The following is a 24,933-nucleotide window of genomic DNA, read 5'->3' as shown; positions in this document are numbered from 1 at the left end:
GCTTCCTTTCGTCTCAGGTGGACAGAGGGTCGATCAGGCAGCCGCAGGACGAGCGCACGACCAGCTGCGTGGGCAGCATCCGCGCCTGCTCCCGCGGCGGCTCACCGCTCACGAGTTCGTGCAACCTGTTGGCTGCCAACGCACCGAGTTCGTGGACGGGCTGGCGAACGGTCGTGAGCCCCGGCCGCACGTACCGCGAGGTCATGACGTCGTCCCAGCCCGTCACCGCGATCTCCCCCGGCACGTCCCTGTCGGCGTCCTGCAGCGTGGTCATGATCGACAACGCCAGCTCGTCGTTCGCGCACATCAACGCGTCCGCCTCGAACTCGCCCTTCAGCAGACGCCGCGCGAACGCCGTGCCGTCGGCCTCGCTCAACGCGACCCTGACAGGTTCGGCGGCGTGGAGACCTCGTCCTTCGTGCGCGGCCACGTAGCCCGCGTACCGGTTGCGGATGTCGGGCGCGCTGTCCGGGTCACCGACGAACAGCACGCGTTTCCTGCCGTGGCCCAGAACGTGCCCGGCCAGTTCCCGCGCGCTCTCCAGGTTCTCCGCCGCGATCGTCTCGACACCGTCCTGCGGCTCCCCCGCGATGACGACGACCGGCTTCTTGGCCCGCAGCACCCGCACCACGTCGGCCGAGATCGCGGGCGACCCGAACACGGCGATGGCGTCGACCCTGGTGGCGAGCTGCCGCACCGCCGCGGCCAGATCGGTGCGGCTGTTCGTGAGCACCAGCACGATCGACTGCGCCAGCTCGGCGGCACGGGCCTCGAACCCCATGAGCAGCTCGGCGTAGTAGGGACCGGACAGCTCCGGCAGCACCAGCCCGTGCGCCTCGTGATGCCGGACCGCGAGACTCCGCGCCGCGCCGAGCGGCACGTACCCCAGCGCCTCGACGGCGGTGAGCACCTTCTGCCGGGTGGTCTCGGCCACGACAGTCGCACCCTGCAACACCCGCGAGACGGTGGCGATGCTGACGCCGGCGTGCTCGGCGACGTCGTAGATCGTCGCGCCTGCGGACCTGGCCTCGGGTGAGGCTTGCTGCTTCGCCATCGTGCTGCCTGCCACCTCGTTGTCGCAGTCGGCTCTATGTAAGCGCTTACATGTCACTCTTTGTTATGTAAGCGCTTACATGAGGGTGATGTGGCAAATATAGGCACGGATGGACGAACGACACAAGGGGCGGGGGTGCCCGGCGTGCGGGGCAGGCGGGCCGCACGCACGCGGCTACGGCACCTTCGGACGCTCATCACCAGGGCGTTGAGCAGCGCGATTCCACGCGAAGACGAAACTCAGCGGCGCCTAAGCCGGCGCAGGCAGCGCTGTTGGCCGGCCAACCGTCAGCCCGCCAGCCCGCCGCCCTCAGCCCGCCGCCCTCAGCCCGCCAGCCCTCCGCCCGCCAGCCCTCCGCCCGCCAGCCCTCCGCCCGCCAGCCCTCCGCCCGCCGACCGTCGACCACTCACCCGGCCTGGCCTACCGCGGCCCCGCTCCCCGCCCACCACTTCACCGCGCCCCGACCTCACCCCTCCCGCCACCGCTCCAACAGCCCGAGCGCCCGAGCCAGCACCGCTCCAACAGCCCGAGCGCCCGAGCCAGCACCGGCGAGTCGTCGTCCGCCCGCACCGCCGCCACCAGGTCGACCCCGTGGGTCCCCGCCAGCGGCCGGTACGTCGTCCCCGGCACCCCCAGCTCCGCTACCGGCTCCGGCACCACCGCCACCCCCAGCCCGGACGCCACGAACGTGACCAGCGTCGACGTCTCCGCCACCTCGTGCCGGATCCGCGCCTCGAACCCCGCCGACCGGCACAGGTCCGTGACGATCCCGTGCATCACCGACCGGCCGCGCGACGCGTGCACGATGAGGTCCTCCGAACGCAGGTCCGCGACCTTCAACCGCTTCCGGCGGGCCAGCGGGTGGTCCTCCGGCAGTGCCACGATCAACCGGTCGCGACGGACCGTCGTCACGCGCACCGCCGTGTGCTCGACCGGGGGTCGCAGCAGGGCGAGGTCGATGCGCCGGCCCAGCAGGGAGTCGAGTTGATCCGGTGCCAGCATCTCGCCCCGGAACGCGAAGTCGACGGCCGGCAGCGCGTCCCTCAAGGCACGGGCGAAGGCGGGCAGGAGGCTGTAGGTCGCGGAGCCGACGCAGCCCACGACCAGGCGGCCCTGCAGTCCCTTGGCGACCCGTTGCGCCTCGGCTCCGGCCTCGTCCACGGCCGCGAGCACCGCTCGGGCCCGTTCCAGGTAGACCGCGCCGGCGCCGGTGAGCTCGACCTTGCGGGTCGTGCGGTGCAGCAGCGTCACGCCGAGTTCGGCCTCCAGCTGCTGGATCTGCTGGGAGAGCGGCGGTTGTGCCATGTTCAGGCGTTCGGCGGCGCGGCCGAAGTGCCGTTCCTCGGCGACGGCGACGAAGTAGCGCAGGTGGCGAAGTTCCACCCGATTGATACTCCCAGAGTCTCACCGGGCACGAAATGAGTATTTCTGAATATCGACCGCAGGGCCTAGCGTCGACGCCATGACCGATGTCGTCATCTGCTCACCCCTCAGGACCCCGGTCGGGCGGTTCGGCGGGGCCCTCGCCTCGCTCAGCGCCGCCGACCTCGCCACCACCGTGCTCAAGGAGCTGGTGCGCCGGACCGGCCTCACCGAGGGCGATGTCGACGACGTCGTGCTCGGGCAGAGCTACGCGAACGGCGAGTCGCCCGCGATCGGCCGGATCGCGGCGCTGGACGCCGGGCTCGGCACGAGGGTTCCCGGCATCCAGATCGACCGGCGGTGCGGGTCCGGGTTGCAGGCCGTGCTCTACGCGGCCGGGCAGGTGGCCACCGGTGCGGCCAAGGTCGTCGTGGCGGGTGGCGCGGAGTCGATGTCGCAGGTCGAGCACTACGCGCTGAACCTGCGCACGGGCGTGCGCAGCGGCGGGATCCAGCTCGTCGACCGCCTCGACCGGGCCAGGGAGACCGCCGGTGGCCGGTTCCACCCGGTGCCCGGCGGCATGCTGGAGACCGCCGAGAACCTCCGCCGCGAGTACGGCATCTCGCGCGCCGAGCAGGACGCGCTCGCGGTGCGGTCGCAGCAGCGGTGGGGTGCCGCCCACGAGGCGGGGAACTTCGCCGACGAACTGGTGCCCGTCACCGTTCCCGGCCGGCGCGGCAAGCCGGACACGACCGTCGACCGCGACGAGCACCCCCGCCCGGACACGACGCTGGACGACCTCGCCGCGCTGAAGCCGGTCAGGCTGAAGCTCGACCCCGAGTCCACGGTCACCGCGGGCAACGCCAGCGGGCAGAACGACGGCGCCGCGCTGTGCGTGGTCACGACCCGCGCCGAAGCCGAGAAGCGCGGGCTGCAACCGTTGCTCGCCCTCAAATCGTGGGCTGTCACAGGGGTCGGGCCGGAGGTCATGGGCATCGGACCGGTGTCCGCGTCGGCCGCCGCGCTCGACCGGGCCGGGCTCACCCTCGACGACATGGACGTGATCGAACTCAACGAGGCCTTCGCCGCCCAGGTGCTCGCCTGCCTGAGCGAGTGGAAGCTCGACCCCGCCGACGAACGCCTCAACCCCAACGGTTCCGGCATCTCCCTCGGCCACCCGGTGGGCGCGACCGGCGCGCGCATCCTCGCCACGCTCGCGTACGAGATGCAGCGCCGCGGCAGCCGTTACGGCCTGGAGACGATGTGCATCGGCGGCGGTCAGGGCCTGGCGGCGGTCTTCGAGGCGGTGCGCTGATGGACCTGCACCACGTCGTCACCGGCAGGCAGGACGGCCCGGCCGTCGTGCTGTCCGGGTCGCTCGGTTCCGCACTGGAGATGTGGGACGCCAACGTCCCGGCGCTCGAAGAGCACTTCCGAGTCGTCCGCTACGACACCCGCGGCCACGGCCGCTCCCCCGTCGTGCCCGGCCCGCACACCATCGACGCGCTGGCCGACGACCTCGTCGGGCTGCTCGACGAACTGGAGATCGAGAAGGCCCACCTGGTCGGGTTGTCGCTCGGCGGCATGACCGCTCTGCGCGTCGCCGCCCGGAATCCCGACCGCGTCGACCGGCTCGCCGTGCTGTGCACCAGCGCCCACCTCGGACCGGCCGCGAACTGGACGGACCGCGCCGCCCTCGTGCGGGCAGAGGGCACGCAGGCGGTCGCGCGAGCCGTCATCCAACGGTGGTTCACGCCCGCGTACCAAGATCACGAACGCTGGGAGGCCATGGTCGCCGCCACTCCGGCCGAGGGTTACGCGGGTTGCTGCGAGGCCATCGCCGCCATGGACCAGCGCGCCGACCTGCACCGGATCACCGCGCCCACGCTGGCGATCGCGGGAGCCGACGACCCGGCGACACCCCCGCCCCACCTGGAGGAGATCGCCGGCTCCGTCCACGACGGCCGCCTCCTCGTGATCGACCAGGCCGCCCACCTCGCCAACGCCGAGCAGCCCGCCCAGGTCAACGTGGCACTCGTCGACCACCTCACGAAGGAGAACCGATGAGCCTGGACAAGGTGGTCAGCGGACCGGCCGAGGCCGTGGCGGGCATCCGTTCCGGCGCGAGCGTCGCGGTCGGCGGCTTCGGGCTCGCGGGCATCCCGTGGTTCCTGATCGAGGCGCTGCTGGAGCAGGGCGCCGACGACCTCACGATCGTGTCGAACAACTGCGGCGTGGACGGCGCGGGCCTCGGCCTGCTGCTCGAAGCCCGCCGCATCAGCCGCGTGATCGCCTCGTACGTCGGGGAGAACAAGGAGTTCGCCCGCCAGTACCTCAACGGCGAGCTGACGGTCGAGCTCACTCCACAAGGGACACTCGCGGAACGGCTGCGCGCCGGAGGGTCCGGTGTGGGAGCGTTCTACACCCCCACGGGCGTCGGCACGCTCGTGTCCGAGGGCGGCCTGCCGTGGCGGTACAACCCCGACGGCACGGTGGCGCTCTCGTCCCCTCCCAAGGAGGTCCGCACCTTCCACGGCAAGGACATGGTGCTGGAGGAGTCGATCGTCACCGACGTGGCGCTCATCCGCGCCGCCGTCGCCGACCGGGCGGGCAACTGCGTCTTCCACGCCGCCGCCCGCAACTTCAACCCCGCCGCCGCGATGGCAGGCCGGTTCACCGTCGTGGAGGCCGAACGCGTCGTCGAGGTCGGCGAGATCCACCCCGACCACGTGCACCTGCCCGGCGTGTTCGTGCAGAACGTCGTCGCGCTGACACCGGAACAGGCCTCGCGCAAGGACATCGAGAAGCGCACCACCCGCGCCCGCCAGGAGGCGAACTGACATGGCCTGGACCCGCGACCAGATGGCCGCCCGCGCCGCGCTCGAACTGCGCGACGGCGAGTACGTCAACCTCGGCATCGGCCTGCCGACGCTGATCCCCGACCACCTGCCGGCGGGCTCCACCGTGACGTTGCACGCGGAGAACGGCATCCTCGGCGTCGGCCCGTTCCCCTACGACGACGAGGTCGACCCCGACCTGATCAACGCGGGCAAGCAGACCGTCAGCGTGCTGCCGGGAGCGTCGTTCTTCGACTCCCCCACCAGCTTCGCGATGATCCGCGGCGGCCACATCGACACGGCCGTGCTCGGCGGCATGCAGGTCTCCGCGCGCGGAGACCTCGCCAACTGGATGGTGCCCGGCGCGATGGTCAAGGGCATGGGCGGCGCCATGGACCTCGTCAGCGGCGCCCGCCGCGTGATCGTCCTGATGGAGCACAACGCCCGCAACGGCGACGCCAAGCTCGTCGAGACGTGCACGCTGCCGCTCACCGGGCGCGGGGTCGTCTCCAGGGTCATCACCGACCTGGCCGTCCTCGACGTCGAGGACGGCGCCTTCCGCCTGGTCGAGCTCGCTCCCGGCAGCACGGCGGAGGACGTCGTGGCGAGGACCGGTGCGCCGGTGCTCGTGGAGGAGCTCAGCCGACCGGCGCCGTGACGTCCGCACCGACCCCGGGCAGGGTGAAGCGGATGGTGGTGCCGGTGGTGGCCGCGGTGTCGAGCCAGATGCGGCCGCCGTGGTGCTCGACGATCTTGCGGCACATCGACAGCCCGATACCGGTGCCGGGGTAGGTCTCCTTGGCGTGCAGCCGCTGGAAGATGACGAAGACCCGTTCTGCGTACTGCTCGTCGATGCCGATCCCGTTGTCCCGCACCGAGAACTCCCACATGCCGTCGTCACCGCGCTCGGCGTCGATCCGCACGTGCGGCGGCTCCTCGCCGCGGAACTTCACGGCGTTGCCGATGAGGTTCTGGAACACCGCCGTGAGCAGCCGGGCCTCGCCCTGGACCTCCGGCAGCGCTCCCACCTCGATCCGCGCGCCGGACTCCTCCAGCACGTGCGAGAGGTTGCCGCGCGCCTCCTCGACGAGGTCCGCGGCGGGGACGACCACCTGTTCGTCGCGGTGGCGGCCGACCCTGCTGAAGGCGAGCAGGTCGTTGATGAGCCGCTGCATGCGCTTCGCGCCGTCCACCGCGAAGTCGATGTACTGGACGCCGCGCTCGTCGAGCTGGTCGCGGTAGCGCCTCTCCAGCAGCTGGCAGAAGCTCGCGACCTTGCGCAGGGGTTCCTGCAGGTCGTGGGAGGCGACGTAGGCGAACTGCTCCAGCTCGGTGTTGGAGCGGCGCAGGTCCTCGGTGGCGGCGTCCAGCGCGGCGTTGCGGTCCTGTGCCTGGTCCAGCTCGTCGACGATCCTGGTGCGCATCGTGTCGACGTCGTGGCCGAGCACCCGGAGCTCCTGGGGCCCCGTCGCGGCGACCACGTGCGCGAAGTCGCCCGCGGCCACCTGCCCGACGTGCTCGCGCAGCCTGCTCAACGGGCGCACGACGTACACGAGCACCGCGGCGACGCAGCCCAGGACGGCGATCAGCAGCACCGCCAGGGCGACGATGCAGGTGACCGCCATCCTGGTGGCCGAGTCGTTGAGCGCCGCACGCCCGTCGGCGCGTTGCACGGCCAGTTCCGCCTGCAACGTCGACAACGCGGCGCGGACCTCGTCGAACCGCTGCTTGCCGACCGCGTCGTCGGGGACCTGGCCGCCCGCGCGGACCGCGGCGATCGCCGGATCGGCGTACTCGCTGCGCCAGGACGCGAGCGCCTGGTCCAGCGCGGCCACGCCCTGCGCCACCTTCGGGGTGTCCAGCACGACGACGGTCGCGCGTGCCGCGGCCTGGCGGTCCAGCCCGTTCTCGTAGGGCTTGAGGAAGTCGGCGCTGCCGCTGAGCACGTAGCCGCGGACGCCGTTCTCCTGGTCGACCAGGTCGGTGCCGAGCTGCTGGGCGCTGACCACCGCGGGGCCCACCACGTCCAGCAGCCGCGACCGCGCCTGCGAAAGGTCGCTGATGGCCAGCAGCACCGCCGTGGTCGCCGCGAGCAGCACCACGACCAGCGCCACCGAGATCCACACCGACCACCGTCTCAGCGACGGACCACCGGAATCCGCGTGCACGGCACCTCCCCCGGCTCCGACGCGAGCCCCCCGCGCTCAACACGTGTTGAGTCGCGCAATCTTAGGGTCGCGCCGTCGGGCGGCTCACACAGGCTTGGGGCGCAGTGCCGCCAGCGGGACGTGGTGCTGGCCGGCGTGCACGTCGCGGTCGTGCAGACCCGCCTGGGAGACCGGCCTGGGGAACGAGATCTTGACGACGTTCAGCGCGGGGATGCGGAAGATCTGGACGTCCTCGGCGCGCACCCCGTACAGGGCCGCGACGACGTCCTCGCTGACGTTCTCCGGCGCCGCGGCCAGTGCGTAGCCGGCCTCGTCGCGCATGAACAGCTCCATCGTGACCCAGAACGGCCCCGCGTTCTTGGACCGGACCTCCAGCGCGAGGTCACCGAAGCTCGGCGTGGTCTGGTCAGTCATGGGTGCGGGCCTTCCGGTGGTCGATGCGGAACATCTCGGTGGGGGTGCGGGTGTCGACGACGTGGTTGAGCACGAACTCGTAGACCGGTCCGCGTTCGGTCTCGGCGGGGGACGTCGCGAACGCGAGGCTCGGCAGGTAGTCCATGTCGGGTGTGGGCAGGTGCAGCATCAGGGGGTTCGCGACCTTGGCGACGGCGGTCGCGAGCTCCTGGGTCGCGGCGCGCACCAGCAGCATCACGCCGATCTCGCGCGGCGGGCGGGAAGCGGGTTCGAGCCCTCCGAGGACCGCGTCGTAGCCGTAGCGGCGCAGGTCGTAGGAGTACTCGGTGCCGTCGAGCCCGAGCGTCTGGCCGACGCGTTCGGTGAAGACCTTGTCGAACAGCTCGGTCCACGCCTCGATGTTCGCGAGGATGTGCTCGTCGCGGATGGCAGTGAACGACATGGTCTCGTAGCCGGTGATCCTGGCGCCCTCCAGCTTGACCGTGTGCTGGTCGGCGAGGTGGAACCGGGAGCCCTCGACGCGCACGCGCCGGTCGTCGAGCGCCGTGTAGGTGGCGTCCTCGACGTCCAGCACGCCGGCGGGCTCGCGCATCCGGAACGGGTTCACCGTCTCGTAGAGCATGTGCGCCGCAACGGAAATGGGGGTGCAGGCGGCGTCGGGGTCGAGCGGTTCGATGGTGAACCCGGTCTCGTCGATCGTGGCGAGCACACCGCCCGTGCGCGGGTTCGTCGTGCACTGCCCGCCGCACTCGACGATCTTCGCCGCGTGCCACGACGGACCGGCGGGCAGGCCCTTCATCAACGGGAACGCGGCGGCCACGGCGGTGTCGGTCGCACGGCCCGCGAGCACCACGTCGGCACCGGCGCGCAGGGCCTCCTCGATGGGTTCGTGGCCCATCATCCCGACGACGTGCGTGCAACTGTCCACAGTGGCCTCGTCGAGCTCACCGGCCGGTGCCAGCGGGTGCACGGCGCCGGCGCGCAGGCGGGCCTTGAGGAAGTCGGCGCGCTGTTCGCTGCGGATCGTCGCCACGGACAGGTCGAGACCCTCCTCGCACAGGATGTCCTCGACGATCCCGTTGACCCAGTCGACGCCGGAGTCGGTGCCGCTGGTGCCGCACGAGCCGACGACCAGCGGGATGCCCGCCTTCGCGGCGGCGCGGAGCAGGACGCGCAGGTCCCTGGCGACGGCGGCGGCCGTCGTCTTCGGGGTGCCGGAGCCCAGGTAGTGCGGACCGGAGTCGGTCGAGCCGGCGTCGACGGAGATGACGTCGGCGCCGAGCTCGAGCCCGCGATCCACTGTGGACTGCGCGAATCCTGCGCCGAGCATGCCCGTGGGCGACAGGACGCGGACGGCTTTCATGAGCGAGGTCCTTTCGAGGGTGTTCACAGAAGGGTTCACAGGGAGGTGGCGTGCCGGCGCACCAGGACGCCGACGCGCACGATCGCGGCCGTCGCCAGAGCGGTGACCAGCGCGATGTCGAGGAGCATGTACCGCCAGCCGGTGATGTCGACCATCGCGCCGACGACACCGGGGCCGATGAACCCGCCGGCGGCCCAGCTCACGGTGTACAGGCCCGTGTAGACGCCGATCACGCGGGCGGAGGGCGCGAGGTTCCACAGGACGACGGCGGCGTTGATCAGGAACCCGGACGCGCCGGCGGCCGCGAAGCAGAAGGCGACGACGGTGGCCGTGGGAGTCGGCACGAGGGTGCCGAACGCGAGCGCGACGCCGAACACCGTCATGCCGATGGTCATCGTGCGGACGCGCCCGATGCGTTCGGCGAGCAGCGCGGCCGGGTAGGCGGCGATGAGGAACGCGATGCCGCTGGGGAAGGTCAGCGAGCCCGCCTCGCCGCGGGTCAGGCCGAGAGTCTCCATCCCGTACGGGGTGAACAGCGACCGGGAGGAGAACCAGGCCGACGCGAAGAGCAGCACGGCGGTGACGACGAGGAGCCTGCTGCGGTTGCGGTCGCTGAAGATGTCCTTCGCGACGTCGCGCAGCCTCGTGGCGGGCTCGTTCGCGGTGTCCTCGGTGAGCGAGAGCTGGTACGCCCTCGACGTGTTGTCCCGCACCCGTGAGACGAGGACGGCGGTGCACACCAGCATTAGCACGGCCGGCACGGTGAACGCGAGCTTCGGGTGGTCGTCCACCAGCAGGGCGCTCACGAGGGCCGACACGATGACGGTGAGACCGGACGCGATCTTGACCACCGCGTTCGCCCTCCCCCGCCGCTCCGGCTCGATGAAGTCGGGCAGCAACGCCTGCGCGATCGGCTTGAAGCTGTTGCCCACCAACGCGTACACGAAGATCACCGCGATCAGCGACGGCAGCGTGGTGGCGAGCGGGATCAGCGTGAACAGCACGGCGGCGAGCGGCATGCCCACCGCCAGGTAGGGAATCCGGCGGCCCCAGCGCGTGCGGGTGTTGTCCGACCGGTTGGCGATCCACGGCTGAACGAAGATGCCGAGCAGGTTGTCCATCCCCATGAGCAGGCCGACGAGCGCCGTGCTCGTGATGTGCTCGCGCAGCAGCGGGGGCACTTGAGCGTCGTAGAAGTCCCAGGTCGCTTCCTGGGCGAACACGGCGAGCGCCACGAAGAACGTGATCCGCCGGGTGAGTCGTCTGTCCGCCGTTGTTGCTGGTGCCGGCACGAGAGCCTCCGTTGGCTCGGGAACGTGTCGCCACAAACTAGGATGCTATAGCAAAATCGTCAAGCCATAGCTTGGAGCTTTGACGTAGTATCAGCGCTCGTGACAGCCGACGAAGATCCGCGCGAGACACTGGCCGACCGCGCCTACCGCATGGTCGGGGCAGCCATCGCCGCAGGTGAGCTGGCACCCGGCGAGAAGATCACCGAACGCGGCCTCGCCGAGCGGCTCTCGATGAGCCCGACCCCGGTCCGCGAGGCGTTGCGCCGCCTGGAGCAGGACGGCCTGATCAGGAGGACCGGCCCGCGCACGGTCGTGGTCGCGGACATCGGCACCTCGGCCGTCGAGGACCTGGCCGAGGTCGAGATAGCGCTGCGCGGCCTCATCGCCCGGTTCGCCGCGCGCCACGCGACCACCGCCCAGGCCGACGCGCTCGACGCCGTCCTCGACGAGGCGGACGACCTGCTGATCGTGATCAAGCAACGTGACGCCGAGGGCCGTCCCGTCGAGAAGCACCTGAACACCCTGCTCGACACCATGCAGCGCTTCAACGACGCCGTGGCGGCCTGCGCGGGCAACGCCGTGCTGGTCAGGCTGCTGGAGCAGACCAGGGTCTTCACGAAGGCCGAGCGCCGCTCCCGCACTCTCGAACGCGCGCTCGCGAACCACCGGTTCGGCCTCGACCGCTACACCCAGCACCGCGCACTCGTCCGCGCCCTGCGCGCGGGGGACTCGGCCGCCGCCGAGCAGCTCGCGATCGACGACGTGCGGGGTGGTCTCGACGACCTGCGGCACGAGCCGGGCCAGGTCACGCGGCGGAGGTGAGCCGCGGAGTCCACTTCGGACTGGGGATGGCCACCGACGCCGGCCGGCGCTGGAGGCGGGTCGACTCCTGGCCGTGACCGGCTGTCACCGGCGGCCTTCACTGGATCGGACGCCAATCTGTTCCGGGTGGCACTCCGAATCCCCCGTCGTGACCGATCACATCCTCGTCGTCGGATACGGCGACGCCGGGCGCCGCGCCGTGAACTCGGTGCTGACGGCCCAGCCCGACGCGCGACTGACCGTGCTGGACACCGACTTCCTCGCCGCCGCCGAGGCCACCGCCAACGGTGCCACCGCGGTCGTCGGGGACGGGCGGGACAGATGCGCGCTCGACGAAGCCGCCGCCGACCTCGCCGACCGCGTGATCATCGCGGTGCCGGACGACCTCGACGCGTTCCTGATCACCAGAGCGCTGCGGCCGGTGAACCCCGACACCGTGATCGTGGTCGTGCTGCGCGAACCGGAGAACAACGCGATCTTCTCGTCCGACGGGACGCTGACCGTCCGAATCGGACAGCTCGGCGACCGCTAGGAAACTCCGAGAACCACGCCGTGCGCGTGGTTCCCGGAGCCGCGATGCCGTTGCCCTGGAGATGTCAGGCGGGCATCAGCACCGAGTCGATCAGGTAGACGGTGGCGTTGGCGGTCTTCACGCCACCGCAGATCACGTTGGCGTCGTTGACCTTGATGGCGTCACCGGAACCGGTCACCTTCACCGTGCCGGTCTGCACGGTCTTCTGGTCACCGGCGATCTTGTCGGGCGTGATCTGGCCGGGGACGACGTGGTAGGTCAGGATCTTGGTCAGCAGCGCGTCGTCGGTCTTGAGCGTCTCGATGGTCGCGGCGTCGATCTTGGCGAACGCCGAGTCGACCGGTGCGAAGACGGTGAACTCGGCACCGTTGAGCGTCGAGACCAGGTTGACCTTCGGGTTGAGCTTGCCGGACACGGCACTCACGAGCGTGGTGAGCAGCGGGTTGTTGCTCGCGGCCACGGCGACCGGGTCGGCGGCCATGCCCGACACGGAGCCGGCACCGGACGGGACCTGCTTCGCGTAGTCGGCACAACCGGGGCCCACGAGGTTGGCGGCCGGGTCGGCCATCGCCGAGGAGGACGGCGCCATCGAGGTGGCGGAGGTGGGCGCGGAGCTGGAGCTGCTGCTCGCCATGTCACCCGAGCCGCACGCCGCGCCGAACAGGGCGAGCGAGGCGGCGCCGAGGGCCAGGACGGTGTTGCGGACGGTCTTGTTCATGACAGGACATCTCCCAAGGGTTTTCGGGCTCTGTGCAGGGGATTCGGCACCGCTGCGGAAACGGATTGGTCTGCTGACTCGGTCAAGAGGCGACGGAGGAGAAGACCATCGAGTGCCAGCCGGTGGCACCGTCCGGGATCGGCGCGGCACGCTCGTTGGTCTGCGTGGTGCCCTTGCGGTCGGTGGCGCGGCATTCGACGGTGTGGTTGCCCTCCTTCAGGTCCAGCTCGACGCGCCACATCCGCCAGGTGTCGACGTTGACCTCGGTGCTCAGCGTCGCCTCCTGCCACGGCCCGCCGTCGACGCGGACCTCGACGCGGTCGATGCCGATGTGCTGCGACCAGGCGATTCCCGCCGCGACGAACCGGCCCGCTGGCACCCGTTCGAACGACTTCGGCCGGTCGATCCTCGACATGACCTTGACCGGGGCCTTCTTGCCCCAGCCGCGTTGCGCCCAGTACGGGTCGAACGCGTCGAAGGTCGTGAGTTCCGCGTCCACCAACCACTTCGTGGCCGAGACGTACCCGTAGAGGCCGGGAACGACCATGCGGACGGGGAAACCTCGTTCGAGCGGCAGCGGTTCGCCGTTCATCCCGATGGCCAGCAAGGCGTTCGAGCCCGGCGCCATGATCGAGTCGACCGGCGTGCCGCACGTCCAGCCGTCCACGCTGCGCGTCGCGAGCTGGTCGGCGCCGGGGCGCACACCCGCGTCCCGCAACAGGTCCGGCAGTGAGACGCCGATGAAGTTCGAGGTGGAGATGTACGGGCCGCCAACCTCGTTGGACACGCACACCAGCGTGATGGTCTTCTCCACCAACGGGCGCCGCAGCAGGTCGTCGTAGGTGAGCACCATCTCGTTGTCCACCATGCCGTGCACGCGCAGCCGCCAGTCCTCCGCCCGCAGGCGAGGAACGGTGAGCGCGGTGTCGACGCGGTAGAACTTCTCGTTCGGTGTGATGAAGGGCGGCGTGCCCTCGCGGGAGAAGTCGGCGCCGAACGGGATCTCCGGCGCGGTCTCACGCGGCCGCAGCGTGATGCCGCGCCGCGACGCCTCGACGTCCACCCGGCCGGCGAGGAACTGACCCGCCACCGCCGACACACCGGCACCCGCGGCGATCGCGGCGGTCGTCAGCAGGAACTTGCGTCGTCCCGGCGCCTCCGAGGGCGCGAGCGACCACAACCAGCGGAAGACCACGACACCGACCACGAGACTCGCGATCGGAGCGACCACGGACCACCCGGTCGTGGTCGGCCTGGCCAGCACCGCGGCGATCCCGAGCACACCCAGCACACCGGCGAGCGCGGTGCCGGGCCACGGACTGCGGCGCGACACCAGTCCCGCGACCACACCGAGCAGCACGAGCACGACGCCCATGCCGCCCAGCAGCACCACCTTGTCGTTCTCGCCGAACGTGCGGATCGCGAAGTCCTTGACCGGGTGAGGTGTCAGGTCGATCGCGGTGTTGCCGACGGCGAGGAACGGTGACGCCAGCGGGCTGATGAGCCCGGCGACGAGGTGTCCCGCCGCCAGCGCCGCGGCCACCGCCACCAGGCCGATGAGGATGGATCGTGTTGCCTTCACACAGGGTGGTTCGACACGATCCACCAACCGGATTGGCGTCGGTCGCGGATCCGGCTGATCGGGTGACGTCTTCCGGGGGTGCTCATGGACAAGGTCAAGGCGGAGTTCGTCGTCCTGGACGAGCGGTTCGCGCACGTCAACGGCGACGAGTGGATCCAGCGGCTGCACACCGGCTGCCGGTGGACAGAGGGCCCCGCGTACTTCCCCGCGGGCCGCTACCTGGTGTTCAGCGACATCCCGAACGACCGCGTGCTGCGCTGGGACGAGCTCACCGGCGTCGTCGGCGTCTTCCGCGAGCCGGCGGGATTCCACAACGGACACACGGTCGACCGCCAGGGCAGGCTCGTCAGCTGCGAACACGGCGAACGCCGCGTGACGCGCACCGAGCACGACGGCTCGACCACCGTCCTCGCGGACAGGCACCAGGGCAAGAGGTTCAACAGCCCCAACGACGTCGTGGAGTCGTCGGACGGCGCGATCTGGTTCACCGACCCCAGCTACGGCATCGACAGCGACTACGAGGGACACCAGGCCGAGAGCGAGATCGGCGCGTGCCACGTCTACCGCGCCGCCCCCGACGGTTCGGTGACGATCGTGGCCGACGACTTCAGCCGCCCGAACGGACTCGCGTTCTCCCTCGACGAGTCACTGCTCTACGTCTCCGACACCCGCCAGGACCCCAGCCACATCAGGGTCTTCCAGGTCGACGGCGGCGCGCTCTCCGGCGGTGAGGTCTTCGCCGCCTCCGACGCGGGAGGGTTCGACGGCCTGCGCGTGGACGCGTCGGGCCGCCTCTGGGCAGCCGCGCACGACGGCCTGCACTGCTTCGCGCCGGACGGCACGCGCATCGGCAAGCTGCGGGTCCCCGAGGTGTGCTCGAACCTGACGTTCGGCGGGCCGCGCCGCAACGACCTGTTCATCACGGCGTCGAGCTCGGTGTACACGTTGCGGGTGAACTTCTCGGGCCCGCGCCTTTAGGGCCTGTGTCGAAGTCCGCTCCGCGACAGGCCCTAGTTCGACGCCGACAGGATCGAGGTGTTCCACCACAGGTCGAGCTTGTCGAGGGTGTCGATGTCACCGGGCTTCTTCAGCACGCCGATGGTGAGCGTCTTGCTGTCGACCCACCACACCTGAGCGTTGCCGTCGGCGATGAAGCACGTGGTGAACTCGCCGGGCAACGGGCCGCCGGTGTTGCGGTAGTAGAGCGCGTAGTGGATGGCGTCGACCTTGGGCCGGCACCCGCCGCGGTCGTCCCTGCGCGGAATCCCGCGGCTCGTCACCAGTCCCAGGAAGTACGCGTCCTGCGCGGCCCTGTCGGCGAACAGCCGGAACTCGGCCTCGGCGGGCTTCGCGTACCGCGGGTCGTCCGTCCCGTTCGACCTGTCGCAGCGGACGGCGGCGACCGGCCCGTTGTCGGGTTTGACGGGCAGGCACGAGTTGACGGCGGTCTTGAACACGGCGGGCAGGGCGGCCAGCAGCGCGTCGTCCTGCGGCGTCCGGGTAGTCGTCGTGGTCGTGGGCGAGGACGACGTGGTGGTCGTCGTGGTCGTGCTGCTGGACGGAGGGCTGGTGGACGTGCCGGAGCCGATGGTCTTGTCGCCGTTGCCGATGATCAGCGCGGTGGCGACGATGCCCGCCACGACGGCGACCACGCCGCCGATCAGGGCGATGCGCTTGGCCTGGGACGTGGACCGGGCGGGTGGGTACGGCTGCGCGTGCACTGGCTGGGGGCCGGTGTGCTGGAAGGGGGGCGGGCCGTACTGGGGTGTGGTGGGCCTGGGGAACTGGGCGGAGGCGAGCGGCCCCGAGCCCTGCGGAGCCTGGGGAACGGACTGCCGCCAGCCGTTGGGTTGGTTCGCGGGCGGCTGCGGGGCCGCGTGGCCGCCCGGTGGGGTCATGGGAGCGGCGGGCGCGGACTGCCCGCCGGGTGGCGTCGGAGGGGCGTTGTGCGCCACGTGACCACCCGGTGGGGTCGGCGGAGCGCCGGCCAGGCCGCCCGGCGCAACGAAGGCACCCGGCGCGGCCTGCCCACCCGGAGCCGAAGGCACTCCCAGCCCAGCCAGCCCACCCGGCGGCGTCCCAACCCCGGCGAGCCCCGCCACCCCCGCAGCCGGCGTCCCCGAACCCGCCAGCGCCTGCGCGGCGGCCCGAGCGAACTCCCCCGCCGTCGTGTACCGGTCCGCCGGGCTCTTCGCCATCCCCTTGGCGATCACGCCGTCCAACGCCACCGGCACCGCCGGGTTCAGCGGCGACGCCTTCGGCGGCTCCTCCTTCATGTGCGCCCAGATCTGGGCCGCAGTGCCGTCCGCCGTGAACGGGCGGCGGCCCGCCAGGCACGCGAACAGGACGCAGGCCAGGGCGTACACGTCGGCGCGGCCGTCGACCGGGCCGCTCTCGAAGCGTTCCGGCGCCATGTAGTCGAGGGTGCCGACGACCGAGCCGGACGCCGTCAGGCTGGTCGCGGCGGGTGAGGCGCTGCGGGCGATGCCGAAGTCCACGAGGTACACGAAGTCGCCGGCGGCCACGAGGATGTTGGACGGCTTGACGTCGCGGTGCACGAGGCCGTCGGAGTGGGCGGCGTCGAGGGCGCTCGCCACCTGCTCGACGATGCGGACGGCCCGCGCCGGTTCGAGGGTCTGGCCGTGGATCAGGTCGGACAGGTCGGAGCCCTCGACCAGCCGCATGTCCAGGTAGAGGCGGTCGTCGATCTCGCCGTACGCGTGGATCGGGATGACGTGCGGCTCGCGCAGCCGTGCGACGATCCGCGCCTCGCGGCGGAAGCGGGCGCGGTAGTCCTCGTCGTCGTGGTAGCCGGGTGAGAGCCTTTTTAGCGCCACGATCCGGTCGTGCGTCGTGTCGTAGGCCCGGTGCACCTCGCCCATTCCACCGCGACCGAGGAGTTCCTCGATCCGGTACGGCCCGAACGTCTCTTCCGTCATCGTCTCCGTGTCCCGAGCGCCTCGTCCGTTCGAACCGACGCGCGCCGACGGCGGTTGGTTCCGCCGAAAGCACGTGTCAACAGACTACAAATCCCGGAATCGGACGGGGTGCGGAAGTACCGCAAAAGACCTGCCGATGCGGTGACGATTCATTCACCCTCCGCGACGACCGCGAATTCAGCTGCTCCTGCCGACCAGGAAGCGGGCAAGAGCTTCGAGCTCGGCACGGTCGCCGGCCTCGGCGAGGTTCTCGACGGCCAGGTCGTGCCGGCGTCGTGCCTCGTCCAGGGTGCGGTCCCTGCCGCCCGCCCGGTCCACCAGCGCCACGGCGTGGGCCAGGTTCGCGCGAGTGATCGTCCGGGTGCGGTACAGCTCGGTGAGCTCGTCGCCCGCCGCCGTGCCGGACCGCATCGCCGCCAGCACCGGCATGCACTTCTTGTACCGCAGGAGGTCCGCGCCGACCGGCTTACCGGTGACGGCGGAGTCGCCGAAGATGCCGAGCAGGTCGTCGACGAGCTGGAACGCGAGCCCGACGTGGTGGCCGAACCCGCGCAGCGCCGACACCTGACGCGCGCCGGCACCTCCCGCCAGACCACCCAGGGCACAGGAACCGGCCAGCAGCGAAGCCGTCTTGCCGGCCGCCATCGCCAGGTACTCCTCCGGCGACACCTCCAGGGTCTGCTCGAACGCCATGTCCTGGAGCTGCCCCTCGCACAGCTCGACGACGACGGAGCTGAGCTCCGCGCTCATCGTCGCGGCACCGTCACCGCCCTCGCCCACCAGGACGCGGTTGGCCAGCGACAACGTCGCGTCACCCAGCAGGATCGCGTGCGGTACGCCGAACTGCGTCCAGACCGTCGGACGGCCCCGGCGCACGCGGTCCTGGTCCATCACGTCGTCGTGCACGAGCGAGAAGTTGTGCACGAGTTCCACCGCGACACCGGCGCGCGTCGCCCGCGAGAGGTCCAGGCATCCGACTGCTCGTGCTGCCGCCAGGACGAACGCGGGCCGCACCATCTTCCCCGGTGACGCCGTGATCGGCGTGCCGCGGGCGTCCCAGAAGCCGAAGTGGAAGCCCGCGCTCACCCGCAGGGGTCCTGGAAGGTCCGAAAGCGCTGATCTGAGCCGTCCACCGACGCGTTGTGCGGTGAGGCGCAACGCGTCGTCGACCGAGACCGGAGAACAGGCGATGGTCACGGGACTCACTCCTCAGAACCTTCACAGCGGTAACGCGTGGTGGTGACCGACCATTCGTAAAGGCCGCGAATCGTGCATTTCATCCCGTCGACCCAACGTTCGGCAGCCCACTCATCCGCGGGCCAGGCGCACTGCACCTGAAGCGCGAGGTCGAAGAATTCCCGGACGCGCTTCTCGAGCATCGTCATCGCCTGCTCCACCGCCGTCGCCCGCGAGCAACCGCACGCTTCGAGCACCCGGACGAGGTTGACGGAGTCGTCGGCGGCGATCTCCCGGTCGGCCGACAGCAGGTCGTTCGTCCAGACGATCACGTCCGCCGCGGCCGCCCAGAACTCCCGCAGCAGGTCCGAGCGGAAGATCGCCGGCGGAACCGCCGCGCCCAGTTCGCGTTCGACCAGGTCCAGGCCGACGACGAAGACCCCGTCCTCGCGGCGCCCCGCGACGTAGGCGTCGAGGGCGGGCGGGGTGTTCGTCCGGCGTCCCTCCCTCCACCGCTCCTCGACGCGGAAGCAGTCTGCGACGTGGGCGCGCAGACGCCGTTGCCAGCTCGGCGCCATGTCACCCACCACGTCCGGCCACAGGTCGGCCAGCACCGCGACCGGCGCGCCACCGCACCACGACGTGCGCGGCAGGTCCGCGACCAGCGACTCCGGCAGTGTCCGGACGGCCTGGCCGTGGTCGGCGGCGGGCGACTCCACGACGTCGTCGACCACGGTCATCCACGCCAGCAACTTGGCGAACGGCAACGGGTCCGCGGCATCCGGATAGGCGCGCGCCGCGAGCTCACCGAGCCGGTGCCGCGCCACCGAACCGGCCGCACCCGCCCACTCCGCCCATTCCGACTCGGCGAACCAGGTCCGCAGTTCCGATTCCACGGACGCCATTCGGGGATGCGTCCGGCTCGGGAATCTCGCGTACGTCTCCGCGAGGCCCTGTTCCACCATCAACGTGATCGACATGCCGATTTCCTCAGGACGTGTGCGATGAAGAACGACCACAGACCGCAGCGCAGACGCACCCGCGCAACGGCCGCCGACAATGCGGCCGCGCATTCACGGCGCCATTCTGCGTAATCGGTTACACCTGCGTTCCGCAGTTTCCACGACACCTAGCGCCGCCACAAGAGAGTCTTGGCGAGACCGTCTCAACAGGACTGGAACATGAGGAAACGTCACTAAGGATGCTTACCTAAGCAACGTTGGTTAGGCTGGGTGCCGTGAAGCACCGTCCCGCCGAAGTCGGACTCGCCGTGAAGCGCCTGCAGCACCGCCACCACCGGGCGATGAGCCAGGCGCTGGCCCCGCTCGGGCTGTCCCTGGTCCAGTGGGACACCCTGCGCCACCTGGACCGGCAGCCGGACGCGTCCCTGCACGACCTCGCGATCCTGACGTTCCAGACCGACCAGTCGTTCGGGTCGCTGGCGGTGCGCATGGCCGAGCGCGGGCTGATCGAACGGGTCCCCGGTCCCGGACGCGCGGTGCGCCACCGCCTCACCGAGGAGGGCGCCCGGCTGCGGGCCGAGGGTCAGGCGCTGGCCGACCGGGTCGTCGAGTCGTCGTTCGGCGCGCTGTCGGCCGCGCAGCTCGACCAGCTGGGCGACCTGCTGAACCTCGCGCTCGAAAGCGAGCCGGCGGGCGAGGCCTGAGCCGTCACTCCCCCGAGGCGCGGGACGCCGGCACCGCGAGCCACTCCAGCTCCGCCGCCAGCACCCCGAGCTGGAACCTCGACTGCACGCCGAGCAACGACTGCAGGCGTGCGATGCGCCGGTTCAGCGTGCGCAGGCTGACGTCCAGCTCACGGGCGATCGCGCGGTCGGTCGCGCCGGTGCGCATGAGCCGCAGCAGGTGCTGGGTCGCCACCGTGGGCTCGCTGCCCACGGCGACCGAGTGATCTTCCCCGGGGTGTGACACCGAGACCAAGGCCAACCCCGATGTTGTGCTGGTCACAGCCATACGGCGACTCTATGTCGGACTATTGGCGGCGGTCAATCAAAAGTCAGGCACGTTGCGGTCACAATGCCTGTGACTTACGGATGAGCACCGCCGTTACCGGGACGCACGACGCACGAAGGCTCCCGGTGTGATCCACACCGGGAGCCTTCAGCACGTTCCGAGAGGACTAGGAGGTCAGCACCTGACCGGTGGAGACACCGGCTGCGACGGCGCCCAGCCGCGCGTCCAGCACCTCCGGCGACAGCACGTGCCGCACCACCATCGCCGCCGCGCCCAGCGCACCGGCGGTCACCCCGGCACCCGACGCGACGATCCGCAGGTTCTCCGTGGCCAGGGGCAGCGAGCGGCGGTAGATCGACTCGCGCACGCCCGCCAGCAGCATCTCGCCAGCCTCTGCCAGCAGCCCGCCGATGACCACGAGCGACGGGTTGAACATGCTCACGCAGCCGGCGAGCACCTCGCCGATGTCCCTGCCCGCCTGCCGCACGACGCGCCCGGCCTCCAGGTTCCCCGCCCGGACGAGGTTCACGACGTCGGCCGTCGAGTGCGCGGGATGGCCCAGGTCGCGCAGCTTCGCCGCGAGGGCGGGACCGGCGGCGACCGCTTCCAGGCACTCGGTGTTGCCGCACCGGCACAGCACCTCGGCGCCCTGCGGCACCCTGATGTGCCCGAGGTCGCCCGCCGCGCCCGCCGCGCCGCGGTGCAGGACGCCGTTGCTGATCAGACCGGCGCCGATGCCGGTGGCGGCCTTGACGACGATCATGTGCCGCACGTCCGGGTGCGAGGCGGTGTGCTCGCCCAGCGCCATCAGGTTGACCTCGTTGTCGACGAGCACCGGCACGCCGAACTCCGCCTCGATCGCGGCGGGCACGTCGAACCCGTCCCAGCCCGGCATGATCGGCGGGTTGTTCGGGCGGCCGGTGGAGTGCTCGACCGGGCCGGGCAGGCCGATGCCGACGCCCGCGATCTCCGCCGCGCGCACCGCGGACAGCATCGAACGCCAGGTCGCCACGAGCAGCGGCAGGATCACCTCCGGCCCGTCCGCCACGTCGAGGTCCACCTGTTCGACGGCGAGCAGCCGGCACGACAGGTCGGAGATCGCGACCGTGGCGTGGGTTGCGCCCACCTCGGCGGCCAGCACGATGTGGGCGGTGGGGTTGAACCCGAACCGGCCAGCCGGGCGACCGCCGGTGGACTCCCCCGTCCCGCTGTCGCTCACCAGCCCAGCGGCCACGAGCAGGTCCAGCCTGGCGCGCACCGTGGACCGGGCGAGGCCGGTCGCGGCCACGATCTCCGCTCGGGTGCGCGGGCTGCCGTCCATCAACATGCGCAGCACAGCGGCCGGCGATCCCGCCTCGACACCCAAGGTGCTCTCCATCGAACAATTGTCACATCGGAACCAAAAGGCCGTGCACGACAGGCCAGCGTCAGCCGCCCGAGCTGAACGCGGCGTCGAACGAGGCCGACGGCGGGTCGAAGGCGTTGCGGCGGATGAACTCGATCGCCTCGGGCGCGCCGACGAGCCGGTCCATCCCCGCGTCCTCCCACTCGACGCTGATCGGGCCGGCGTAGCCGATCGTGTTGAGCATCCGGAACGACTGCTCCCACGGCACGTCGCCGCGTCCGGTGGAGACGAAGTCCCAGCCGCGCCGGGGGTCCGCCCACGCCAGGTGCGAGCCCATCCGGCCGTTGCGGCCGTTGCCGACCTGACGGCGGGCGTCCTTGCAGTCGACGTGGTAGATCCGGTCGCGGAAGTCCCACAGGAACCCGACCGGGTCGAGGTCCTGCCAGACGAAGTGCGACGGGTCCCAGTTGAGGCCGAACGCGGGCCGGTGCCCGATGGCCTCCAACGCGCGCACGGTCGTCCAGTAGTCGTAGGCGATCTCGGACGGGTGCACCTCGTGCGCGAACCGGACGCCGACCTCGTCGAACACGTCCAGGATCGGGTTCCAGCGGTCGGCGAAGTCCTGGTAGCCGGCGTCGATCATCGACTGCGGTGCCGGCGGGAACATCGCGACGGTCTTCCAGATCGACGACCCGGTGAACCCCACGACGGTGTCGACGCCGAGCTTGGCCGCGGCCCGCGCGGTCATCTTCATCTCCTCGGCCGCACGCTGACGCACGCCCTCGGGGTCCCCGTCACCCCAGTTGCGCGCGGACAGGATGCCCTGGTGCCGCTCGTCGATCGGGTCGTCGCAGACGGCCTGACCGGTGAGGTGGTTGGAGATCGCCCACACCTTCAGGTCGTGCTTGGCGAGGATCGCGAGCCGGTCCGCAACGTAGTCGTCGTCCTCCGCGGCCCGCCACGGGTCGAGGTGGTCGCCCCAGCAGGCGATCTCCAGGCCGTCGTAGCCCCAGCCCGAGGCCAGCCGGCAGACCTCCTCGAACGGCAGGTCGGCCCACTGGCCCGTGAACAACGTGATCGGACGTGCCATCTCGAAATCCCTCCTCAGACCTGCTGCCACGTGCCGGACGTCGCGCTGTCCTCGACGGCGGCGAGGACGCGCTGCACCTGGAGCCCGTCGGCGAACGTCGGCGCCGGGTCCGTGCCCGCCGCGATGGCCCGCACCAGGTCGACGGCCTGGTGCGTGAACGCGTGCTCGTAGCCCAGCCCGTGCCCGGCAGGCCACCAGGCGCCCACGTACGGGTGCCCCGGTTCGGTGACGAGGATCCGGCGGAACCCTGAGACCGCCGGATCCTCCGTGCCGTCGAAGAACTCCAGCACGTTCATGTCCTCGAAGTCGAACGCCAGGCTGCCCGCCGAGCCGTTGACCTCGATGCGCAGCGCGTTCTTGCGGCCGTTGGCGAACCGCGTGGCCTCGAACGAGCCGAGCGCGCCGGAGCCGAAGCGCGCCAGGAACAGCGCGGCGTCGTCCACCGTGACCGGCCCGGTCTCCTCGGACGCGGTGCCGGACAGTCCGGAGTGGCTGGTCGCCAGTGGACGCTCCGGCACGAACGTCACGAGCGTGCCCATCACCTCGCTGATCGTGTCGCCGAGGACGAACTGGGTGGCGTCGACGATGTGCGCGCCGATGTCGCCCAGCGCGCCGGAGCCCGCCTTCTCCTTGTCGAGCCGCCACGACAGCGGCGCGGCGGGGTCCACGATCCAGTCCTGGAGGTACTGGGCGCGGACGTGGTGGATCCGCCCGAGCCTGCCCTGCGCGACCAGGTCGCGGGCCAGGCCCAGCGCGGGCACCCTGCGGTAGCTGAAGCCCACCATCGCGCGCACACCGCGCTGTGCGGCGCGTGCGGCGGCTTCGGCCATGGCGACCGCTTCGTCAACGCTGTTGGCCATCGGCTTCTCGCACAGCACGTGCTTGCCGGCGTCCAGGGCGGCGACCGCGATCTCGGCGTGCGTGTCGCCCGGCGTGCAGATGTCCACCACGTGCACGTCGTCGCGGTCCAGCACGGACTTCCAGTCGGTCGTCGAGTCCGCCCAGCCCAGGCGCTCGGCGGCGGCCCGCGTCCGGTCGGCGTCGCGGCCGGCCAGCACGGACATCACCGGGCGCACGGGCAGGTCGAAGAAGCGCGGCGCGACCCGCCACGCCTGGGAGTGCGCGGCTCCCATGAAGGCGTGGCCGATCATCGCGATGCCGAGCTCGGGTGTCGTCCCGGAAGTCGTCCCGGAAGTCGTCACTGTGCGGTCCTCTCAGGTTCTCAGGACTCGAAGGCGGTCGGCAGGTAGCGGTCGACGTTGTCCTTCGTCACGACCGGTGCGTAGAGCTGCACCTGGCGCGGGACCTCCACCTCGACCAGGTCGCCCAGGCTCTTCTCCTGCACCGCGAGCCGCGCGAGGCGGATGCCGTCGGCGCCCTGGGTGGACGGGTAGATGACGGTCGCCTTGTGCGGGCCGTTGTCCGCCTTGATCTCGCGCATGACGTTGGCCGATCCGGCGCCGCCGACCATGAAGAACTCGCTGCGGCCGGAGTTCTTGATCGCGGCGGTGACGCCGACGCCCTGGTCGTCGTCGTGGTTCCAGAGGGCGTCGATCTTCGGTGCGGCCTGCAGCAGGTTCGCGGCGGCCCGCTCACCGCTCTCCACCGTGAACTCGGCGGCGACGCGGTTGTTGACCTTCAGCCCGCAGCCCGAGAGCGCGTCGGCGAAGCCCTTGCTGCGGTCCTGGGTCAGCGGCAGCGAGTCGATGCCGGCGATCTCCGCGACCACGGAGCCCGGCTTGTCCTTGAGCCGCTCGCAGACGTACGTGCCGGCGGACACGCCCATGCCGTAGTTGTCGCCCAGCACCGTGGACCGCGCCGCGAACGGGCTGTCGAACTCGCGGTCGACGTTGATCACGGTGATGCCGGCCTTCATGGCCTTCAGCGCGACCGGGGTGAGCGCGGCGCCGTCGAACGGCAGCAGGACGATCGCGTTCACCTTGTCGTTGATGAACGTCTCGACCTGGCTGATCTGGAGGTTGACGTCGTTGGTGCCCTCGACGACGCGCAGCTCCACGTCGGAGTACTTGCCGGCCTCGGCCTTGGCGGCGTTGGTGATCGCGGCCATCCAGCCGTGGTCGGCGGCCGGTGCGGAGAAGCCGATGACGACCTTCTTGCCCGGCTCGTCGTTGGCGACCTTCACGCCTCCGCCCTGGTTGCCGCCGCCCTGGTTCTCCGGCGTGTTGCCGGTGCAGGCGGTGAGGACGAGTGCGGACGCGGCGGCCAGCAGAGTGATTCTCTTGAACTGCATGGGTTTCTTGTCTCC

General features: G+C 70.9%; 24 protein-coding genes. 8 read left to right on the top strand and 16 right to left on the bottom strand.

Going from position 1 to position 24,933, the window contains the following annotated elements; genetic code table 11:
* Positions 1–13: 13 nt before the first annotated feature.
* Together ACFWN2_RS13000 and ACFWN2_RS12995 are read right to left on the bottom strand one after the other, a co-directional pair.
* Complete coding sequence (locus tag ACFWN2_RS13000) at positions 14–1,054, bottom strand: LacI family DNA-binding transcriptional regulator (protein WP_382427202.1); 1,041 nt, start codon at positions 1,052–1,054, stop codon at positions 14–16.
* Positions 1,055–1,504: 450 nt separating this feature from the next.
* Complete coding sequence (locus tag ACFWN2_RS12995) at positions 1,505–2,437, bottom strand: LysR substrate-binding domain-containing protein (protein WP_382427201.1); 933 nt, start codon at positions 2,435–2,437, stop codon at positions 1,505–1,507.
* Positions 2,438–2,516: 79 nt separating this feature from the next.
* On the opposite strand from ACFWN2_RS12995, the gene ACFWN2_RS12990 reads away from it, so the two are divergent.
* The 4 genes from ACFWN2_RS12990 to ACFWN2_RS12975 are packed head-to-tail and all read left to right on the top strand — an operon-like array spanning position 2,517 to position 5,911.
* The gene (locus ACFWN2_RS12990; protein WP_382427200.1) at positions 2,517–3,731 is read left to right on the top strand and encodes an acetyl-CoA C-acetyltransferase; all 1,215 of its coding nucleotides are present in this window, start codon (positions 2,517–2,519) and stop codon (positions 3,729–3,731) included.
* Positions 3,731–4,483 (top strand): 3-oxoadipate enol-lactonase, encoded by a 753-nt coding sequence (gene pcaD / locus ACFWN2_RS12985; RefSeq protein WP_382427198.1) that lies wholly within the window; start codon positions 3,731–3,733, stop codon positions 4,481–4,483. Before ACFWN2_RS12990 ends, pcaD begins: the two co-directional genes overlap by 1 nt.
* Positions 4,480–5,256 (top strand): CoA transferase subunit A, encoded by a 777-nt coding sequence (locus ACFWN2_RS12980; protein ID WP_382427197.1) that lies wholly within the window; start codon positions 4,480–4,482, stop codon positions 5,254–5,256. Before pcaD ends, ACFWN2_RS12980 begins: the two co-directional genes overlap by 4 nt.
* Position 5,257: 1 nt before the next feature.
* A complete protein-coding gene (locus ACFWN2_RS12975; RefSeq protein WP_382427195.1) occupies positions 5,258–5,911 on the top strand; it encodes a CoA transferase subunit B in 654 nt (217 codons plus the stop codon).
* Here the strand turns inward: ACFWN2_RS12975 and ACFWN2_RS12970 are convergent.
* The 4 genes from ACFWN2_RS12970 to ACFWN2_RS12955 all read right to left on the bottom strand — a co-directional run bounded on the left by ACFWN2_RS12970 (position 5,892) and on the right by ACFWN2_RS12955 (position 10,490).
* Complete coding sequence (locus ACFWN2_RS12970) at positions 5,892–7,421, bottom strand: ATP-binding protein (RefSeq protein WP_382427193.1); 1,530 nt, start codon at positions 7,419–7,421, stop codon at positions 5,892–5,894. The genes ACFWN2_RS12975 and ACFWN2_RS12970 overlap by 20 nt on opposite strands.
* A gap of 84 nt (positions 7,422–7,505) precedes the next feature.
* Positions 7,506–7,835, bottom strand: a complete 330-nt coding sequence (locus tag ACFWN2_RS12965) for a DUF4387 domain-containing protein (RefSeq protein WP_382427192.1) — start codon at positions 7,833–7,835, stop codon at positions 7,506–7,508.
* On the bottom strand, positions 7,828–9,198 hold the full coding sequence (locus ACFWN2_RS12960) for an acyclic terpene utilization AtuA family protein (RefSeq protein WP_382427190.1): 1,371 nt from the start codon (positions 9,196–9,198) through the stop codon (positions 7,828–7,830). Before ACFWN2_RS12960 ends, ACFWN2_RS12965 begins: the two co-directional genes overlap by 8 nt.
* 35 nt (positions 9,199–9,233) lie before the next feature.
* A complete protein-coding gene (locus ACFWN2_RS12955; protein WP_382427188.1) occupies positions 9,234–10,490 on the bottom strand; it encodes an MFS transporter in 1,257 nt (418 codons plus the stop codon).
* A 99-nt stretch (positions 10,491–10,589) separates the two neighbouring features.
* Between ACFWN2_RS12955 and ACFWN2_RS12950 the strand changes: the two genes are divergently transcribed.
* Together ACFWN2_RS12950 and ACFWN2_RS12945 are read left to right on the top strand one after the other, a co-directional pair.
* Entirely contained in the window at positions 10,590–11,312 is a 723-nt protein-coding gene (locus ACFWN2_RS12950; RefSeq protein WP_382427187.1) for a GntR family transcriptional regulator, read from the top strand.
* A gap of 148 nt (positions 11,313–11,460) precedes the next feature.
* Complete coding sequence (locus ACFWN2_RS12945; protein WP_382427185.1) at positions 11,461–11,844, top strand: NAD-binding protein; 384 nt, start codon at positions 11,461–11,463, stop codon at positions 11,842–11,844.
* A 64-nt stretch (positions 11,845–11,908) separates the two neighbouring features.
* Here the strand turns inward: ACFWN2_RS12945 and ACFWN2_RS12940 are convergent, their stop codons facing one another.
* On the bottom strand, positions 11,909–12,562 hold the full coding sequence (locus ACFWN2_RS12940; RefSeq protein WP_382427183.1) for a fasciclin domain-containing protein: 654 nt from the start codon (positions 12,560–12,562) through the stop codon (positions 11,909–11,911).
* A gap of 82 nt (positions 12,563–12,644) precedes the next feature.
* Positions 12,645–14,144, bottom strand: a complete 1,500-nt coding sequence (locus ACFWN2_RS12935) for a molybdopterin-dependent oxidoreductase (protein WP_382427181.1) — start codon at positions 14,142–14,144, stop codon at positions 12,645–12,647.
* A gap of 84 nt (positions 14,145–14,228) precedes the next feature.
* Between ACFWN2_RS12935 and ACFWN2_RS12930 the strand changes: the two genes are divergently transcribed.
* A complete protein-coding gene (locus ACFWN2_RS12930) occupies positions 14,229–15,122 on the top strand; it encodes an SMP-30/gluconolactonase/LRE family protein (RefSeq protein ID WP_382427179.1) in 894 nt (297 codons plus the stop codon).
* A gap of 32 nt (positions 15,123–15,154) precedes the next feature.
* Here ACFWN2_RS12930 and ACFWN2_RS12925 read toward each other — a convergent pair whose 3' ends face one another.
* The 3 genes from ACFWN2_RS12925 to ACFWN2_RS12915 form a co-directional block, all read right to left on the bottom strand.
* On the bottom strand, positions 15,155–17,083 hold the full coding sequence (locus tag ACFWN2_RS12925; RefSeq protein ID WP_382427177.1) for a protein kinase: 1,929 nt from the start codon (positions 17,081–17,083) through the stop codon (positions 15,155–15,157).
* Between the two features lie 177 nt (positions 17,084–17,260).
* Positions 17,261–18,280, bottom strand: a complete 1,020-nt coding sequence (locus ACFWN2_RS12920; RefSeq protein WP_382427176.1) for a polyprenyl synthetase family protein — start codon at positions 18,278–18,280, stop codon at positions 17,261–17,263.
* A 5-nt stretch (positions 18,281–18,285) separates the two neighbouring features.
* Positions 18,286–19,239, bottom strand: a complete 954-nt coding sequence (locus ACFWN2_RS12915) for a hypothetical protein (RefSeq protein ID WP_382427175.1) — start codon at positions 19,237–19,239, stop codon at positions 18,286–18,288.
* A gap of 257 nt (positions 19,240–19,496) precedes the next feature.
* Here ACFWN2_RS12915 and ACFWN2_RS12910 point away from each other — a divergent pair, with 257 nt between their 5' ends.
* Positions 19,497–19,925 (top strand): MarR family winged helix-turn-helix transcriptional regulator, encoded by a 429-nt coding sequence (locus tag ACFWN2_RS12910; protein ID WP_382427173.1) that lies wholly within the window; start codon positions 19,497–19,499, stop codon positions 19,923–19,925.
* A gap of 4 nt (positions 19,926–19,929) precedes the next feature.
* On the opposite strand, the gene ACFWN2_RS12905 is transcribed toward ACFWN2_RS12910, so the two are convergent.
* From ACFWN2_RS12905 to ACFWN2_RS12885, 5 genes are all read right to left on the bottom strand, one after another.
* Positions 19,930–20,139 (bottom strand): helix-turn-helix domain-containing protein, encoded by a 210-nt coding sequence (locus ACFWN2_RS12905; protein WP_382427172.1) that lies wholly within the window; start codon positions 20,137–20,139, stop codon positions 19,930–19,932.
* 259 nt (positions 20,140–20,398) lie between these two features.
* Complete coding sequence (locus ACFWN2_RS12900; RefSeq protein WP_382427171.1) at positions 20,399–21,610, bottom strand: ROK family protein; 1,212 nt, start codon at positions 21,608–21,610, stop codon at positions 20,399–20,401.
* 49 nt (positions 21,611–21,659) lie between these two features.
* Positions 21,660–22,667, bottom strand: a complete 1,008-nt coding sequence (locus ACFWN2_RS12895) for a sugar phosphate isomerase/epimerase family protein (RefSeq protein WP_382427169.1) — start codon at positions 22,665–22,667, stop codon at positions 21,660–21,662.
* 14 nt (positions 22,668–22,681) lie between these two features.
* The gene (locus ACFWN2_RS12890) at positions 22,682–23,818 is read right to left on the bottom strand and encodes a Gfo/Idh/MocA family protein (RefSeq protein WP_382427455.1); all 1,137 of its coding nucleotides are present in this window, start codon (positions 23,816–23,818) and stop codon (positions 22,682–22,684) included.
* A gap of 71 nt (positions 23,819–23,889) precedes the next feature.
* On the bottom strand, positions 23,890–24,918 hold the full coding sequence (locus tag ACFWN2_RS12885) for a substrate-binding domain-containing protein (protein ID WP_382427168.1): 1,029 nt from the start codon (positions 24,916–24,918) through the stop codon (positions 23,890–23,892).
* Positions 24,919–24,933: the final 15 nt, after the last annotated feature.

Source organism: Lentzea sp. NPDC058436 (genome assembly GCF_042721515.1).
Lineage (GTDB): Bacteria > Actinomycetota > Actinomycetes > Mycobacteriales > Pseudonocardiaceae > Lentzea.
Note: the sequence above shows the minus strand (reverse complement) of the source record. Positions and strands in the feature narration are given on the sequence as shown.